Source organism: Methylobacterium sp. J-090, assembly GCF_022829345.1.
Taxonomy (GTDB): Bacteria; Pseudomonadota; Alphaproteobacteria; order Rhizobiales; family Beijerinckiaceae; genus Methylobacterium.
This window is the reverse complement of record NZ_JAKSXV010000035.1, coordinates 25,017-37,836: the sequence shown is the minus strand read 5'-3', so window position 1 is coordinate 37,836 and position 12,820 is coordinate 25,017. Positions and strand designations below refer to the sequence as shown.

Below are 12,820 nucleotides of genomic sequence, written 5' to 3'. Positions count from 1 at the left end.
CATGAGCGCCCTGACATCCGACCAGAAACTCGTCCGCATGGCGAACCAGATCACCACGTTCTTCCGGTCGTATCCGGACGAGGAGGCGGTGGCCGGTATCCACAAGCACATCGTGGCGTTCTGGACGCCGAAGATGCGCCGTTCCCTCGAAGCGTTCGGCCCGACGGAGGGCAGCGGCCTCGATCCCCTCGCCCTCAAGGCGATCTCCGAGACGCCCGAGGGCGAGAGCCCCGTGCGGGCCGGCACCCGCGATCCCGCCCTTCAGGGGGCCGGCGCGAGCGACGCGGGCTGAGGTTTTACAGCTGACCGAGCATCGGGGGGGCGCTGATCTTCGCGCCCCCCCCCGATGCTCAGTCCTTGGCGGACTCGCCCTGGGGTGTCGCACCGGGCACGACGGTGGCGCCGCCGATCACGCGGACCGGCCGTTTCTGGTCGGCGGGCGGGTCTTTCCAATCCTTCGTCGCCTTCGCCTCGCGGGGCGGCGGGGTCGTCGCCGGAGGCGTCGCGTTCGTGGCCGGCGTCACGGGCTTCGGCGCGTCGAGGGCGGCCGCCGGCTTCGTCTCGGGCGCGGCCGGGGGTGTCTCCGACAGGCGCGGCGCCTGCGGGCTCACCCTGGGGGCCGCCGGGGTCTTCGCCGGGGCGAGGCGGACCACCTTGGCCGGGGCCTCGGATGCGGGGCGGGCGTCGGGATTGAGGCCCATCGGATTGCGGTCGGGGACTTCGGCCCGGGCCGGTGGCGGCGCGACGGGGGCGGCACGCCGCCCGGCCGTGACGCCCGGGACTTCGCCCGGCGGAACGATGCGCGCGGCCTCGCGCACCGGGCGACGCGGGAGCGGTTCCTCCTCCGTCCAGCCGTATCCGGGCGCCGGCCGGGCGACGCGCATGGGCGGCGGGCCGACATCGAGGCGCTGGCGACGCAGGATGGCCCCGTCCCGTGCATCGACGAACACCCGAACCCGTTCGCCATAAGGGTCGTCCGCCTCGACGACGTAGGCACGGCCGTCGAACTGGGGCCGTGTGACGGCCCGGAAGCCCCGGTCGTTCAGGCGCCAGACCACGGCGCGGGGCGGCATGAGCATCTCGCGGTCGTCGAAGAACTGCGCCGAGGCGAGTCCCGGTCCGAGGACGGACAGGGCAAGACCACCCGCCAGGGCGGCGAAGCATGGCATCGATGCGCGCGGACGGAATTTCCCGCGCCGATTCTCTTCGCGCCGATTTTCTCCGCGTCCGTTCTTGCCACACGCGTTCATGGAGCCTCGTGTCAGAACTCTGAAGGCCGGAGGCCCGCTGTTGGCGCGGGTCCTCCGGCGGGTCTCCGCAAGGGCCTCGCCCCGCATGCCGCTTGTGCCCGGCAACCACTTGTTAACCCGGGGATTAGGGCGGGAATACGGGGCCTTCGGGGCGGGACTCTGTCGAACCGGTTCGGGGATCGGGCGTCCCTGCGGCAACGCTGCGGACGCCGAGACGCTCGTGCGCGCGTAATAAGGCGCGGGTGGACGCGCAACGGCCCTTGCTGGAGCGTTTAAAATCTGTCACTTTCTATCGTTAGGACAGTAAGACTGTCCCATTTTCGGCAGGGTGCCTGTCCGGTCGGCCAAGGATCTCCGCGGGTGACGTTTCCGGCGAACAAACGAGATTCCAAGACGATCGCCACCGTGGCGATTCGGGCCCGCACGGCTTGAGACCAGGCCGGCGTCGCGCCCGCGGGTCGCGGGCGCTTCCTCACCGAAGTCCCGCTGACGAGAAAACCCGCCGAGAGCCGACGCTGTCGAGAGATGCACCCGAGGGCCGGTGGGCGCTTGGGCACGAAACATGCTCGCGAGCGAGCACGTCGGAGGCGAGGGATGGTGAGCGTGGTCGCATCTGCTGAGTTCGGGGCGCTTCAGGCGTCGATTCCCGCCACCCGTGACGGCGGCGCGCCGCTGATCGTTCGGGACCGCGCGCTTCCGCAGGCGCAGGGTCTGTACGATCCGGCCCGTGAGGGGGACGCCTGCGGCGTCGGTTTCGTCGCCGACATGCATGACCGCCGCACCCACGCCATCGTCGCGCAGGGTCTGCAGATCCTGAAGAACCTCGACCATCGCGGCGCCGTCGGCGCCGATCCCAAGATGGGCGACGGCTGCGGCATCCTCACCCAGATCCCGCACGCCTTCTTCAAGGCGGAGTGCGAAGGGCTCGGCATCACCCTGCCGGAGCCGGGCCATTACGGCATCGGCCAGTTCTTCATGCCGAAGGATGCGGAAGCCCGCCAGCTCATCGAGGAGATCGTCGAGAAGTCCCTCGCCGACGAGGGCCTGCCGCTGCTCGGCTGGCGCGACGTTCCGGTGGACCCGAGCGACCTCGGAATCATGGTCAAGGAGACCGAGCCCCACCACCGCCAGCTGTTCATCGGCCGCCCGGCCACCCTCGCCGACGAGGACGCCTTCGAGCGCCGCCTCTTCACCGTGCGCAAGGTGATCTCCAACAAGGTCTACGGCCTCAAGGACCCGCGCGCCGACGTCTACTATCCCGTCTCGCTCTCCACCCGGACCATCGTCTACAAGGGCATGGTGCTGGTGACCCAGCTCGGCGACTACTATCGCGACCTGCAGGACGAGCGTTACGTCTCGGGCCTCGCCCTCGTCCACCAGCGCTTCGCCACCAACACCTTCCCGACCTGGCGCCTGTCGCACCCCTACCGGATGGTCGCGCATAACGGCGAGATCAACACCCTGCGGGGCAACGTGAACTGGATGGCCGCGCGCCAGGCCAGCGTCGATTCCGAGCTGTTCGGCAACGACATCTCGAAGCTGTGGCCGATCTCGTACGAGGGCCAGTCCGACACGGCGTGCTTCGACAACGCCCTCGAATTCCTCGTGCAGGGCGGCTACTCGCTCGCCCACGCCATGATGATGCTCATCCCCGAGGCCTGGGCGGGCAACCCGCTCATGAACGAGGAGCGCAAGGCGTTCTACGAGTACCACGCCGCCCTGATGGAGCCGTGGGACGGTCCGGCCGCCGTGTGCTTCACCGACGGCCGCCAGATCGGCGCGACGCTGGACCGCAACGGCCTGCGCCCCGCCCGCTACCTCGTCACCGACGATGGCCTCGTGGTGCTCGCCTCCGAGATGGGCGTGCTGCCGATCCCCGACGAGAAGATCGTCGAGTCCTGGCGCCTCCAGCCCGGCCGCATGCTGCTCATCGATCTCGAGAAGGGCCGCATCGTCTCCGACGAGGAGATCAAGAGCGAGCTCGCCGCAGCCCACCCCTACGCCGAGTGGGTCAAGAACACCCAGATCGTGCTGGAGGACCTGAAGCCCGTCATCCCGCGCGCCTCGCGCTCGGACGTGTCGCTCCTCGATCGCCAGCAGGCCTTCGGCTACAGCCAGGAAGACCTCAAGCTGCTCATGGCGCCCATGGCCGTGACCGGCCAGGAGGCCGTCGGCTCCATGGGCACCGACACCCCGCTCTCGGCGCTCTCGGACAAGCCGAAGTCGCTCTACTCCTACTTCAAGCAGAACTTCGCGCAGGTCACGAACCCGCCCATCGACCCGATCCGCGAAGAGGCCGTGATGAGCCTCGTCTCGTTCATCGGCCCGCGCCCGAACCTGCTCGACATGGAGGGCGCCTCCCGCAAGAAGCGCCTCGAGGTTCGCCAGCCGATCCTCACCAACGGCGATCTGGAGAAGATCCGCTCGATCTCCCACTTCGAGGATCGCTTCGACACCAAGACCCTCGACATGACCTTCCCGGCCGAGACCGGGGCGGCCGCCATGGAGGGCGCCGTCGACCGCCTGTGCGACCGGGCCGAGGTCGCCGTGCGCGGCGGCTACAACATCATCATCCTGTCGGATCGCGGCGTCGGCCCGGATCGCATCGCGATCCCGGCGCTGCTGGCCACGGCCGCCGTGCACAACTACCTGATCCGCAAGGGCTTGCGCACCTCGGTCGGCCTCGTGGTCGAATCGGGCGAGCCGCGCGAGGTGCACCATTTCGCGTGTCTCGCCGGCTACGGCGCCGAGGCCATCAACCCCTACCTCGCCTTCGAGACGCTGATCGCGATGAAGGACGAGTTCCCGCCGGACCTGACCCCCGACGAGATCGTCTACCGCTACATCAAGTCCATCGATAAGGGCCTGCTCAAGGTCATGTCCAAGATGGGCATCTCGACCTACCAGTCCTATTGCGGCGCGCAGATCTTCGACGCCATCGGGCTGAACTCGGCTTTCGTCGCGCGCGACTTCTTCGGCACGGCCACCACCATCGAGGGCATCGGCATGGCCGAGGTCGCCGAGGAGACGGCGCGCCGGCACACCGACGCGTTCGGCGACGCGCCGGTCTACCGCACGGCGCTGGATGTCGGCGGCGAGTACGCCTACCGCCTGCGGGGCGAGAGCCACACCTGGACGCCGGATTCCGTCGCGACGCTCCAGCACGCCGTGCGCCTCGGCCTGCCCGAGCGCTACCGCGAATACGCCCGCCTAGTGAACGAGCAGGAGAGCCATCTCAAGACCATCCGGGGCCTGTTTCGGATCAAGCAGGCGGCCGAGCTCGGCCGCGCGCCCGTCGACATCGCGGCCGTCGAGCCGGCCGTCGACATCGTCAAGCGCTTCGCCACGGGCGCCATGTCCTACGGCTCCATCTCGAAGGAGGCGCACGAGACGCTGGCCATCGCCGTCAACTCCTTCGGCGGCCGCTCGAACTCCGGCGAGGGCGGCGAGGAGGTCGAGCGCTTCAAGCCCATGGCCGATGGGCGCTCGCGCCGCTCGGCCATCAAGCAGGTCGCGTCGGGCCGCTTCGGCGTCACGACGGAGTACCTCGTCAACGCCGACATGATGCAGATCAAGGTCTCGCAGGGCGCCAAGCCCGGCGAGGGCGGCCAGCTGCCCGGCCACAAGGTCGATGCCAAGATCGCCAAGGTCCGCTACGCCACCCCCGGCGTCGGCCTGATCTCGCCGCCGCCGCACCACGACATCTACTCCATCGAGGATCTCGCCCAGCTCATCTTCGACCTGAAGAACGTCAACCCGGATGCCGACGTGTCGGTGAAGCTCGTCTCCGAGGTCGGCGTCGGCACCGTCGCGACGGGCGTGGCCAAGGCGCGGGCCGATCACATCACCATCTCGGGCTTCGACGGCGGCACCGGTGCGGCGCCGCTGACCTCGATCAAGCATGCGGGCGGCCCCTGGGAGACAGGTCTCGCCGAGACCCAGCAGACCCTGGTGCTGAGCCACCTGCGCGGCCGCGTGGTGCTGCAGGCCGATGGCGGCATCCGCACGGGGCGCGACGTCCTCGTGGCGGCGCTTCTCGGCGCCGACCAGTTCGGCTTCTCCACCGCGCCGCTCATCGCGGCCGGCTGCATCATGATGCGCAAGTGCCACCTCAACACCTGCCCCGTCGGCGTGGCGACGCAGGACCCGGTCCTGCGCAAGCGCTTCAAGGGCACGCCCGAGCACGTCATCAACTACTTCTTCTTCGTCGCCGAGGAGCTGCGCGAGCTGATGGCGGCCATGGGCTACACCAAGCTCGAGGACCTCATCGGCCGGGCCGACTTCCTCGACACCCTGGAGGTGATCGCGCACTGGAAGGCCAAGGGACTCGACTTCTCGAAGCTGTTCCACCGCCCCGACGTGCCGGCGCACGTGGCCATCCGGCACACGGAGAAGCAGAAGCACCCCATCGACGACGTGCTCGACCGGCGTCTCATCGCCGGCGCCCAGGCGGCGCTGGAGGGGGGCGAGGCCGTGGTGGTCGACGACGTAATCAAGAACTCCGACCGCACGGCGGGCGCCATGCTGTCCGGCGCCGTGGCCAAGCGCTATGGCCACGAGGGCCTGCCCGACGACACGATCCGGGTGAACCTCTCGGGCACCGCCGGCCAGAGCTTCGGCGCCTGGCTCGCGGCGGGCGTGACCGTGACCCTGACGGGCCACGCCAACGATTACGTCGGCAAGGGCCTGTCGGGCGGCAAGCTCATCATCCGCCCGTCCGATGCGTTGAAGGCGCCGCCGAACCACACGATCATGGCCGGCAACACCGTCCTGTACGGGGCGATCGCGGGCGAGTGCTACATCCGGGGCTCGGCCGGCGAGCGCTTCGCCGTGCGCAATTCCGGCGCCATCGCGGTGGTCGAGGGCATGGGCGACCATGGCTGCGAGTACATGACCGGCGGCGTCGTCGTCTCCATCGGCGAGACCGGGCGCAACTTCGCGGCCGGCATGTCCGGCGGCATCGCCTACGTGCTCGACGCGGACGGCTCGTTCGCCGCCCGCTGCAACCTCTCCATGGTCGATCTCGAACCCGTCGAGGAGGAGGACGACCTCATGCGTCGCTTCCACCAGGACGGCGACCTCGAGACCAAGGGCCGCGTCGACATCCTCGCGGACATGTCGGGCCACGACGAGGAGCGCCTGTCCCAGCTCATCACCAATCACCTGAAGTACACGGGCTCCCCGCGTGCCAAGGCGATCCTGGAGGATTGGGCCGGCTACCGCACCAAATTCGTCAAGGTCATGCCGGTGGAGTACCGCCGCGCCCTGCGCGAGATGGAGATGGCGCGGATGCCGGTGGCGGCGGAGTAGAATGAGCGCGCCGAATCTCCGATTCGACGTGCTCAAGGGTGCTGATGCGAGGGCCAATCTCCTCTCGCATCACGTTCGAAGGACAATGGACCCATGATCGAGCGAAGGATCAAGCTTCATCACGACGGGCATGAGCAGACCATCCGACTCCCGGGTGAGTTCGCACTGCCCGGCAATGAGGCGATCCTTCGCTTGGACGAGGGCCGTTTGACGCTCGAAGCCGTTGATCGGCCCTCTCTCCTGGCGACCCTGTCCGGGCTCCTTCCCCTGCTTGAGACGTTTCCCGAAGTTGACGATCGACCTCCGGAGCCGGTCGATCTCTAGTGCGCTACCTCCTCGACACGAACATCCTGTCGGCCCTGGTTCGCGCTCCGGATGGGCCTCTGAGGGACGCCATCGCGCGGGTCGGTGAGCAGAACGTCTATACGAGTGTGATCGTCGCCTCGGAATTGCGGTTCGGGGCGGCCAAAAAAGGGTCGGAGCGCTTGTCTCGCCAGGTCGATGCGGTTCTGAACGCAGTGACCATCGCGTCCTTGTCCGTCCCCGTCGATCGGACCTACGCCGAACTGCGGCGCAAGCTCGAAGCGGACGGCACGCCGATCGGGGCGAACGATCTGCTGATCGCGTCGCACGCGATTTGCGACGGGAGTGTCCTGGTGACGGACAATGTCGGCGAGTTCTCACGGGTGCCGATGCTCGACATCGAGAATTGGCTAAGACCATAGCGAGCGTGCTCGCGAGAAAAGAATCGGTCTCCGCTTTGCGCGGAGCGCTTGGGGTGAGTGGGGCTTTAGGACATGGGCAAGGTCACGGGTTTTCTCGAATTCGACCGGCAGGAGCAGAAGTATCAGCTCGCGGCCGACCGCGTGCGGCACTTCCGCGAGTTCACGCTGCCGCTGGACGAGCATGACCTGAAGAAGCAGGCGGCCCGCTGCATGGATTGCGGCATCCCGTTCTGCCACGGCGACACCGGCTGCCCGGTCCACAACCAGATCCCCGATTGGAACGAGCTCGTCTTCCAGTCGGACTGGGAGGAAGCGGCGCGCAACCTGCACTCAACCAACAACTTCCCCGAGTTCACCGGCCGGATCTGCCCCGCGCCGTGCGAGGAGGCGTGCACCCTCAACCTCGAGAACCAGCCGGTCGCCATCAAGACCATCGAGCAGGCCATCGCGGATCGGGCCTGGAACAACGGCTGGGTGAAGCCCGAGCCGGCCTCGCATCGCACCGGCAAGAAGGTCGCCGTCATCGGTTCCGGTCCGGCCGGCATGGCGGCTGCGCAGCAGCTGGCCCGCGTCGGCCACGAGGTCCACGTGTTCGAGCGCGAGCCGAAGGCCGGCGGCCTGCTGCGCTACGGCATCCCCGACTTCAAGATGGAGAAGCGCCACATCGACCGGCGCGTGAAGCAGATGGAGGCCGAGGGCGTCCGCTTCCATTACGGCGTCAATGTCGGGGTGACGAAGCCCCTCGACGAACTCTCGGCCGAGCACGACGCCGTGCTGTTCGCTGGCGGCGCCGAGGACCCGCGCAACCCGCAGCTGCCGGGCCAGGACCTCATCGGCGTGCACTACGCCATGCCGTTCCTCGTCCAGTCGAACCGCCGCGTCGGCGCCGAGCCGATGCCGGGCAACGGCGAATTGCCGATTCTCGCCACCGCCAAGAACGTCGTCGTCATCGGCGGCGGCGACACGGCGTCGGATTGCGTCGGCACTTCGTTCCGCCAGGGCGCCCTGTCGGTGACGCAGCTCGACATCCGCCCGCGTCCGCCGGAGCGCGAGGACAAGCTCTCGGTCTGGCCGTATTGGCCGACGAAGATGCGGACCTCGTCGAGCCAGGCCGAAGGCGCCGAGCGCGAGTTCCAGGCGGCGACCCTGCGTCTCGAAGGCAAGAAGGGCAAGCTCACGGGCGTCGTCTGCACCCGCGTCGACGAGAAGCGCCAGCCCGTCCCCGGCGGCGAGTTCGTGCTGCCGGCCGACCTCGTCTTCCTCGCCATCGGGTTTGCCGGTTCCGTCCGCAAGGGTCTGCTGGAGGAATCCGGCGTGACCATGGACAGGCGCGGCAACGTCACCGCCAACACCGTCGACTACCGGACCTCGAACGAGAAGATCTACGCCGCCGGCGACATGCGCCGGGGCCAGTCCCTCGTGGTCTGGGCGATCCGCGAGGGCCGGCAGGCGGCCCGTTCCATCGACGAGGCGCTCATGGGCGCCAGCGTCCTGCCGCGATAGCGAGACCGGGCGTCAACGGGCTTTGGCTTGTTGACGCCTGCCCGCGCGACCGCGCGGCGGCGGTCGTCCGCCGAACCCCGATAATCGATGACTGCCGGGGTCAGCCCGGCGGCCAGCGGAAATCGTCGGCCCGGCCGGGCTGGGTGACCGGCGCGGCGCCCCTCAGGAGCGCCCGCTCGACGTTGCCCGAGGGATCGGCGTCGCGGGGGCGCCCGCTCATGAGCGCGCCGCCGGGCGCGATCTCCGCCCGCCCCAGGGGCACCACGGGTCCGGCCGTCGGCTTGACCGGCAGAGCCGGGATACCGGGCGGCTCGGGCAGGCTCGGCAGCATGGCGGTGATCTGGCGGTCGATGGCGGTCGCGTCGTCGAGGCGCGGCGCCTCGCCCTCGATCGGGGCGGTGGCCACGGCCGCCGCCGGCGGTACCGCCGTCGAACCCGTCCCCATCATCCGCTTCAGTTCGACATCGGCGAAATGCGCGAGCTTGCGCGCACCGGCCTTGGTGAAGTGCACGCCGTCGCCGGCGCGCAGCTTCGCCTCCTGTCCGTCGAGGTCCGGCCCCGTCGCGGCGTAGCGGTTGCGGTCGTCGACGAAGCCCGGCCAGATATCGACGTAGGTCTGGCCCGCCTTGGCGACGCGCTCGCGGGCGATGTCGTTGATCTCCGCGAGATCCTTGGTGAGGGACTCGCTCCGCATCGGCGGCACGCCGACCCAGACCAGCGGAATCTTGTGATCCACGAAAACCTTCACCAGGGCCTCGACGCGCTCGCCGTAGAGCTGGCGCCACCGGTCGCTCAAGGGTTCGACGGTCTGATCGCCGTCCCGGATCGGCTGGCGGTCGTTGGCACCGACCATCACCAGGGCGTAGGCGACCTTCGGGGTGGTCTTGAAATAGTCCTCGGCGGCTTTCGGCCAATCGACGAGGTCCTTGCGCACGAGGCCGCTATCGGCGCGCGAGCGGTCGATCACGCCGATCTCGGTGTTGTCCTCGAACACGTCGCCGAGGCCGGCACTGAGCGAGCCGGCCAGGGAATCGCCGAAGACGGCGATCCGGGTGGTGGGCTCGACCTTGGGAACTGCCGGTTTCGGCTGGGCGATGACTGGGGCCGGGCGCGGCTTGCGCCGGACCGCGCGCGGATCGTCGGCGTAGGCCGGTGTGCGGGGCCGGGGCGTTGGGCGCAAGGTCGGCGCCGGCGCCGGCTGGGCCTGCTGCGGCCGGTCTTCCCACGGCCAGTAGAACTGGCGCGGCGCCTCCTGCGGCGGGGGCGCGTAGCGGCGGGCGGCCTGGCGGGCTCCGGCGTTGCCGTCGTCGCGATAATAGTCCCGGGTTCGGCGCCGGGGGGCGTCGTATCCCCCCCGCGGGGCGTCGTAGGAATCACCCCATTGCGCCGCGGCGGGGGGCGCCGCGCCGAGAAAGAGGACGAAGCCGGCGAGGACGGACCAGGTCGCGCGCGTTGTCGGCACCATTATGGCGAGCCTCGCATGGAGAGCCTTGTTCGAGCGCCGGACGAGCCGGGGGATGTCCGCATCCTAGTCCATGCCGATGCGTGGGTCTAAGCGTCTCTCACGGAACTCCCCCTGCGCCGCCGGGCGTCGGGCGAGGACCGACGGGCGCCCGCGCGTTTCGTGAGGTACGCTTGGGGCGATCGTCGCCTCACGAGCGCCCCTTGAGGTGAGCGAGGAGGGCCGGGGTCGCGTAGCCGTCCGCCGGCAGACCCTGCTCGATCTGGTAGCGGCGCACGGCCTCCCGCAGCTTCGGTCCGGCCCGGCCATCGGCCTCGCCGGCATAGAGCTTGCGGTCGGCGAGACCCGCCTGCAGAGCCTGGAGGCCGGCCTTGTCGAGGCGGGCCGCGGCGTTCGGCCAGGGGGCAGCCAGGGGCGGCCCCCCGGCGAGGCGGTCTGCGAGGTGGCCGACGGCCAGCGCGTAGGAATCGGACGTGTTGTAGGCGCGCACCACCTCGAAATTGTCGGTGATGAGGAAGGCCGGCCCGCCGTGTCCGCCGGGCAGGAACAGGCTCGCGTTTCCCGAGGCGGGCAGGGGCGCCCCGTCCGTCCGCCGCACGCCCCGGCGGGCGAAGTCCGACAGGTCGGCCCGGTACGCCGTCAGGTCGAAGTCCGGGGGCAGGGTCACGGCGTAGCCCCAGGACAGGGCGGGGTTCCAGCCGAGGGCGTTGAGGTAGCTCGCGATGGAGGCCAGGGCATCGGCCTGCGACCCCCAGATGTCGCGGTGGCCGTCACCGTCGAAATCGACCGCATGGGCGAGGAAGCTCGAGGGGAGGAACTGAACCTGCCCCATCGCCCCGGCCCATGAGCCCTTCATGCCGGCCGGTGCGATGTCGCCGCGCTCCAGGATCGCCAGCGCCGCCAGGAGTTCGTCCCGGAACAGGGTGCCGCGGAAGCCGGCCTGCGCGAGGGTCGCGAGCGCCCGGACCGTCGGCACCGTGCCGGCGCTGACGCCGAAGTCGGATTCGACCCCCCAGAACGCCAGGACGATCCAGCGCGGCACGCCGAAGCGCGCCTCGACGGCGGCGAGGGTGGAAGCCAGCCGCGCCGCCTCCGCCTGCCCGCGCGCGACGCGTGCCCCCGAGACCGCGCCGACGAGGTACTCCCAGACCGGCCGGGCGAACTCGCCCTGGCGCCTGGTGCGCGCCAGGACATCGGGATCGGCCTTGGTCACGCCGGCGAAAGCCGCCGCGAAGGTGGCCTCGGAGACGCCCCGGGCCAGGGCATCGGGACGCAACGCCTCGATGAAGGGGCGCAGGTTGGCGGCGGCCGGGGCCTTCGGTCCGGGTTGAGCGGGCTGGGCGAGACCGGCGCCGGGCCCGGCGACCCCGGCGAGAACGAGGGCGGAGACGAGAATCCTGACGAGCCGCCCGGTCCGAATCCTCACGTGCGGTTGCGCCTCGTCAGGGCCTCTTCCCAGGCCAGCGCCTGGGCGACGATGCCGTCGAGGTCGGCGTGGCGCGGGGTCCAGCCGAGGCCACGGATGCGGTCGGCCCGGGCGACGATCTGCGCCGGGTCGCCGGCGCGGCGCGGGCACAGCCGGACCTCGAAGTCCCGCCCCGAGACGCGCTTGACCACCTCGATCACCTCGAGGACGGAGTAGCCCCGGCCGTAGCCGCAATTCATCGTCAGGCTCTCGCCGCCCGAACGCAGATGATCCAGCGCCACGCGGTGCGCCTCGGCGAGGTCGGAGACCTGGATGTAGTCGCGCAGGCACGAGCCGTCCGGGGTCGAATAATCGGTGCCGTAGACGTCGAGATGGCTGCGGTGGCCCAGGGCCGCCTGGGTCGCGACCTTGATGAGGTGGGTGGCGTTGGGGGTCGATTGCCCGGTGCGGCCGCGCGGATCGGCGCCGGCCACGTTGAAGTAGCGCAGGATCACGTAGGTGAAGCCGTGCGCCTGGGCGGCGTCGGCGATCATCCACTCGCTCATTAGCTTCGAGCGACCGTAGGGGTTGATCGGGGCGGCCAGGAGGTCCTCCGGCACGGGGACGACGTCCGGCTCGCCGTAGACCGCCGCCGTCGACGAGAAGATCACGTGCTTCACCCCCTCGCGCACCGCCGTCTCGATGAGGGCGCGGGTCTTGACCGTGTTGGCGAGATAGTAGCCCAGCGGGTCGGCCACCGAATCCGGGACCACGATCCGCGCCGCGAAGTGCGCCAGGGCGTCGATGCCGTGCTCGCGGATGATTCGGGCCACCAGGGCCTGATCGGCGACATCGCCGATGACGAGGGTCACTTCGGGCGGCAGCGCCCAGTCGAAGCCCGTCGAGAGATCGTCGAGGACCACGATGCTGTCATGGCCCGCATCGAGCAGAGCCAGAACCATGTGGCTGCCGATGTAACCCGCTCCACCCGTCACCAGAACAGCCATGACCACCCGCTCCCAGACCGTACGGTATCGATATATCGCAAAACCCGCGCATGGGTTATGCCGTCCAACGGCCACGCTGGTCGACCGGTCTTCGACTATCCCCGGGATCTGCTTTTCCGAAAGCCGGTTCCCACCGTTCCGGCCAATGCTCTATCGTA

9 protein-coding genes are annotated in these 12,820 nt (G+C 69.6%); 5 read left to right on the top strand and 4 right to left on the bottom strand.

Features of this window, described 5'->3' with window-relative positions:
• Window position 1 precedes the first annotated feature (1 nt).
• Entirely contained in the window at window positions 2-292 is a 291-nt protein-coding gene (locus MKK49_RS05935; RefSeq protein ID WP_056086788.1) for a formate dehydrogenase subunit delta, read from the top strand.
• Window positions 293-350: 58 nt separating this feature from the next.
• Here MKK49_RS05935 and MKK49_RS05930 read toward each other — a convergent pair whose 3' ends face one another.
• The gene (locus MKK49_RS05930) at window positions 351-1,169 is read right to left on the bottom strand and encodes a hypothetical protein (RefSeq protein WP_244027124.1); all 819 of its coding nucleotides are present in this window, start codon (window positions 1,167-1,169) and stop codon (window positions 351-353) included.
• Between the two features lie 675 nt (window positions 1,170-1,844).
• On the opposite strand from MKK49_RS05930, the gene gltB reads away from it, so the two are divergent.
• From gltB to MKK49_RS05910, 4 genes are all read left to right on the top strand, one after another.
• Window positions 1,845-6,560, top strand: coding sequence for a glutamate synthase large subunit (gene gltB, locus MKK49_RS05925; RefSeq protein ID WP_409565023.1), 4,716 nt, complete (start codon window positions 1,845-1,847; stop codon window positions 6,558-6,560).
• A 93-nt stretch (window positions 6,561-6,653) separates the two neighbouring features.
• On the top strand, window positions 6,654-6,884 hold the full coding sequence (locus tag MKK49_RS05920; RefSeq protein ID WP_244027123.1) for an antitoxin: 231 nt from the start codon (window positions 6,654-6,656) through the stop codon (window positions 6,882-6,884).
• Window positions 6,884-7,285, top strand: a complete 402-nt coding sequence (locus MKK49_RS05915) for a type II toxin-antitoxin system VapC family toxin (RefSeq protein ID WP_244027122.1) — start codon at window positions 6,884-6,886, stop codon at window positions 7,283-7,285. Before MKK49_RS05920 ends, MKK49_RS05915 begins: the two co-directional genes overlap by 1 nt.
• Window positions 7,286-7,357: 72 nt before the next feature.
• Window positions 7,358-8,788, top strand: a complete 1,431-nt coding sequence (locus MKK49_RS05910; protein WP_244027121.1) for a glutamate synthase subunit beta — start codon at window positions 7,358-7,360, stop codon at window positions 8,786-8,788.
• Window positions 8,789-8,888: 100 nt separating this feature from the next.
• On the opposite strand, the gene MKK49_RS05905 is transcribed toward MKK49_RS05910, so the two are convergent.
• From MKK49_RS05905 to galE, 3 genes are all read right to left on the bottom strand, one after another.
• A complete protein-coding gene (locus MKK49_RS05905) occupies window positions 8,889-10,253 on the bottom strand; it encodes a DUF459 domain-containing protein (protein ID WP_244027120.1) in 1,365 nt (454 codons plus the stop codon).
• Between the two features lie 187 nt (window positions 10,254-10,440).
• Window positions 10,441-11,676 carry a lytic murein transglycosylase gene (locus tag MKK49_RS05900; protein WP_244027119.1) on the bottom strand — a complete coding sequence of 412 codons (1,236 nt, stop codon included), beginning with the start codon at window positions 11,674-11,676 and terminating at the stop codon, window positions 10,441-10,443.
• Window positions 11,673-12,662, bottom strand: coding sequence for a UDP-glucose 4-epimerase GalE (galE, locus tag MKK49_RS05895; protein WP_244027118.1), 990 nt, complete (start codon window positions 12,660-12,662; stop codon window positions 11,673-11,675). Before galE ends, MKK49_RS05900 begins: the two co-directional genes overlap by 4 nt.
• Window positions 12,663-12,820 lie beyond the last annotated feature (158 nt).

Coding starts and splice junctions, on each gene's coding strand:
- MKK49_RS05935 (WP_056086788.1), top strand. CDS start 2: ATGAGCGCCCTGACATCCGACCAGAAACTCGTCCGCATGGCGAACCAG.
- MKK49_RS05930 (WP_244027124.1), bottom strand. CDS start 1,169: ATGCCATGCTTCGCCGCCCTGGCGGGTGGTCTTGCCCTGTCCGTCCTC.
- gltB (WP_409565023.1), top strand. CDS start 1,845: ATGGTGAGCGTGGTCGCATCTGCTGAGTTCGGGGCGCTTCAGGCGTCG.
- MKK49_RS05920 (WP_244027123.1), top strand. CDS start 6,654: ATGATCGAGCGAAGGATCAAGCTTCATCACGACGGGCATGAGCAGACC.
- MKK49_RS05910 (WP_244027121.1), top strand. CDS start 7,358: ATGGGCAAGGTCACGGGTTTTCTCGAATTCGACCGGCAGGAGCAGAAG.
- MKK49_RS05905 (WP_244027120.1), bottom strand. CDS start 10,253: ATGGTGCCGACAACGCGCGCGACCTGGTCCGTCCTCGCCGGCTTCGTC.
- galE (WP_244027118.1), bottom strand. CDS start 12,662: ATGGCTGTTCTGGTGACGGGTGGAGCGGGTTACATCGGCAGCCACATG.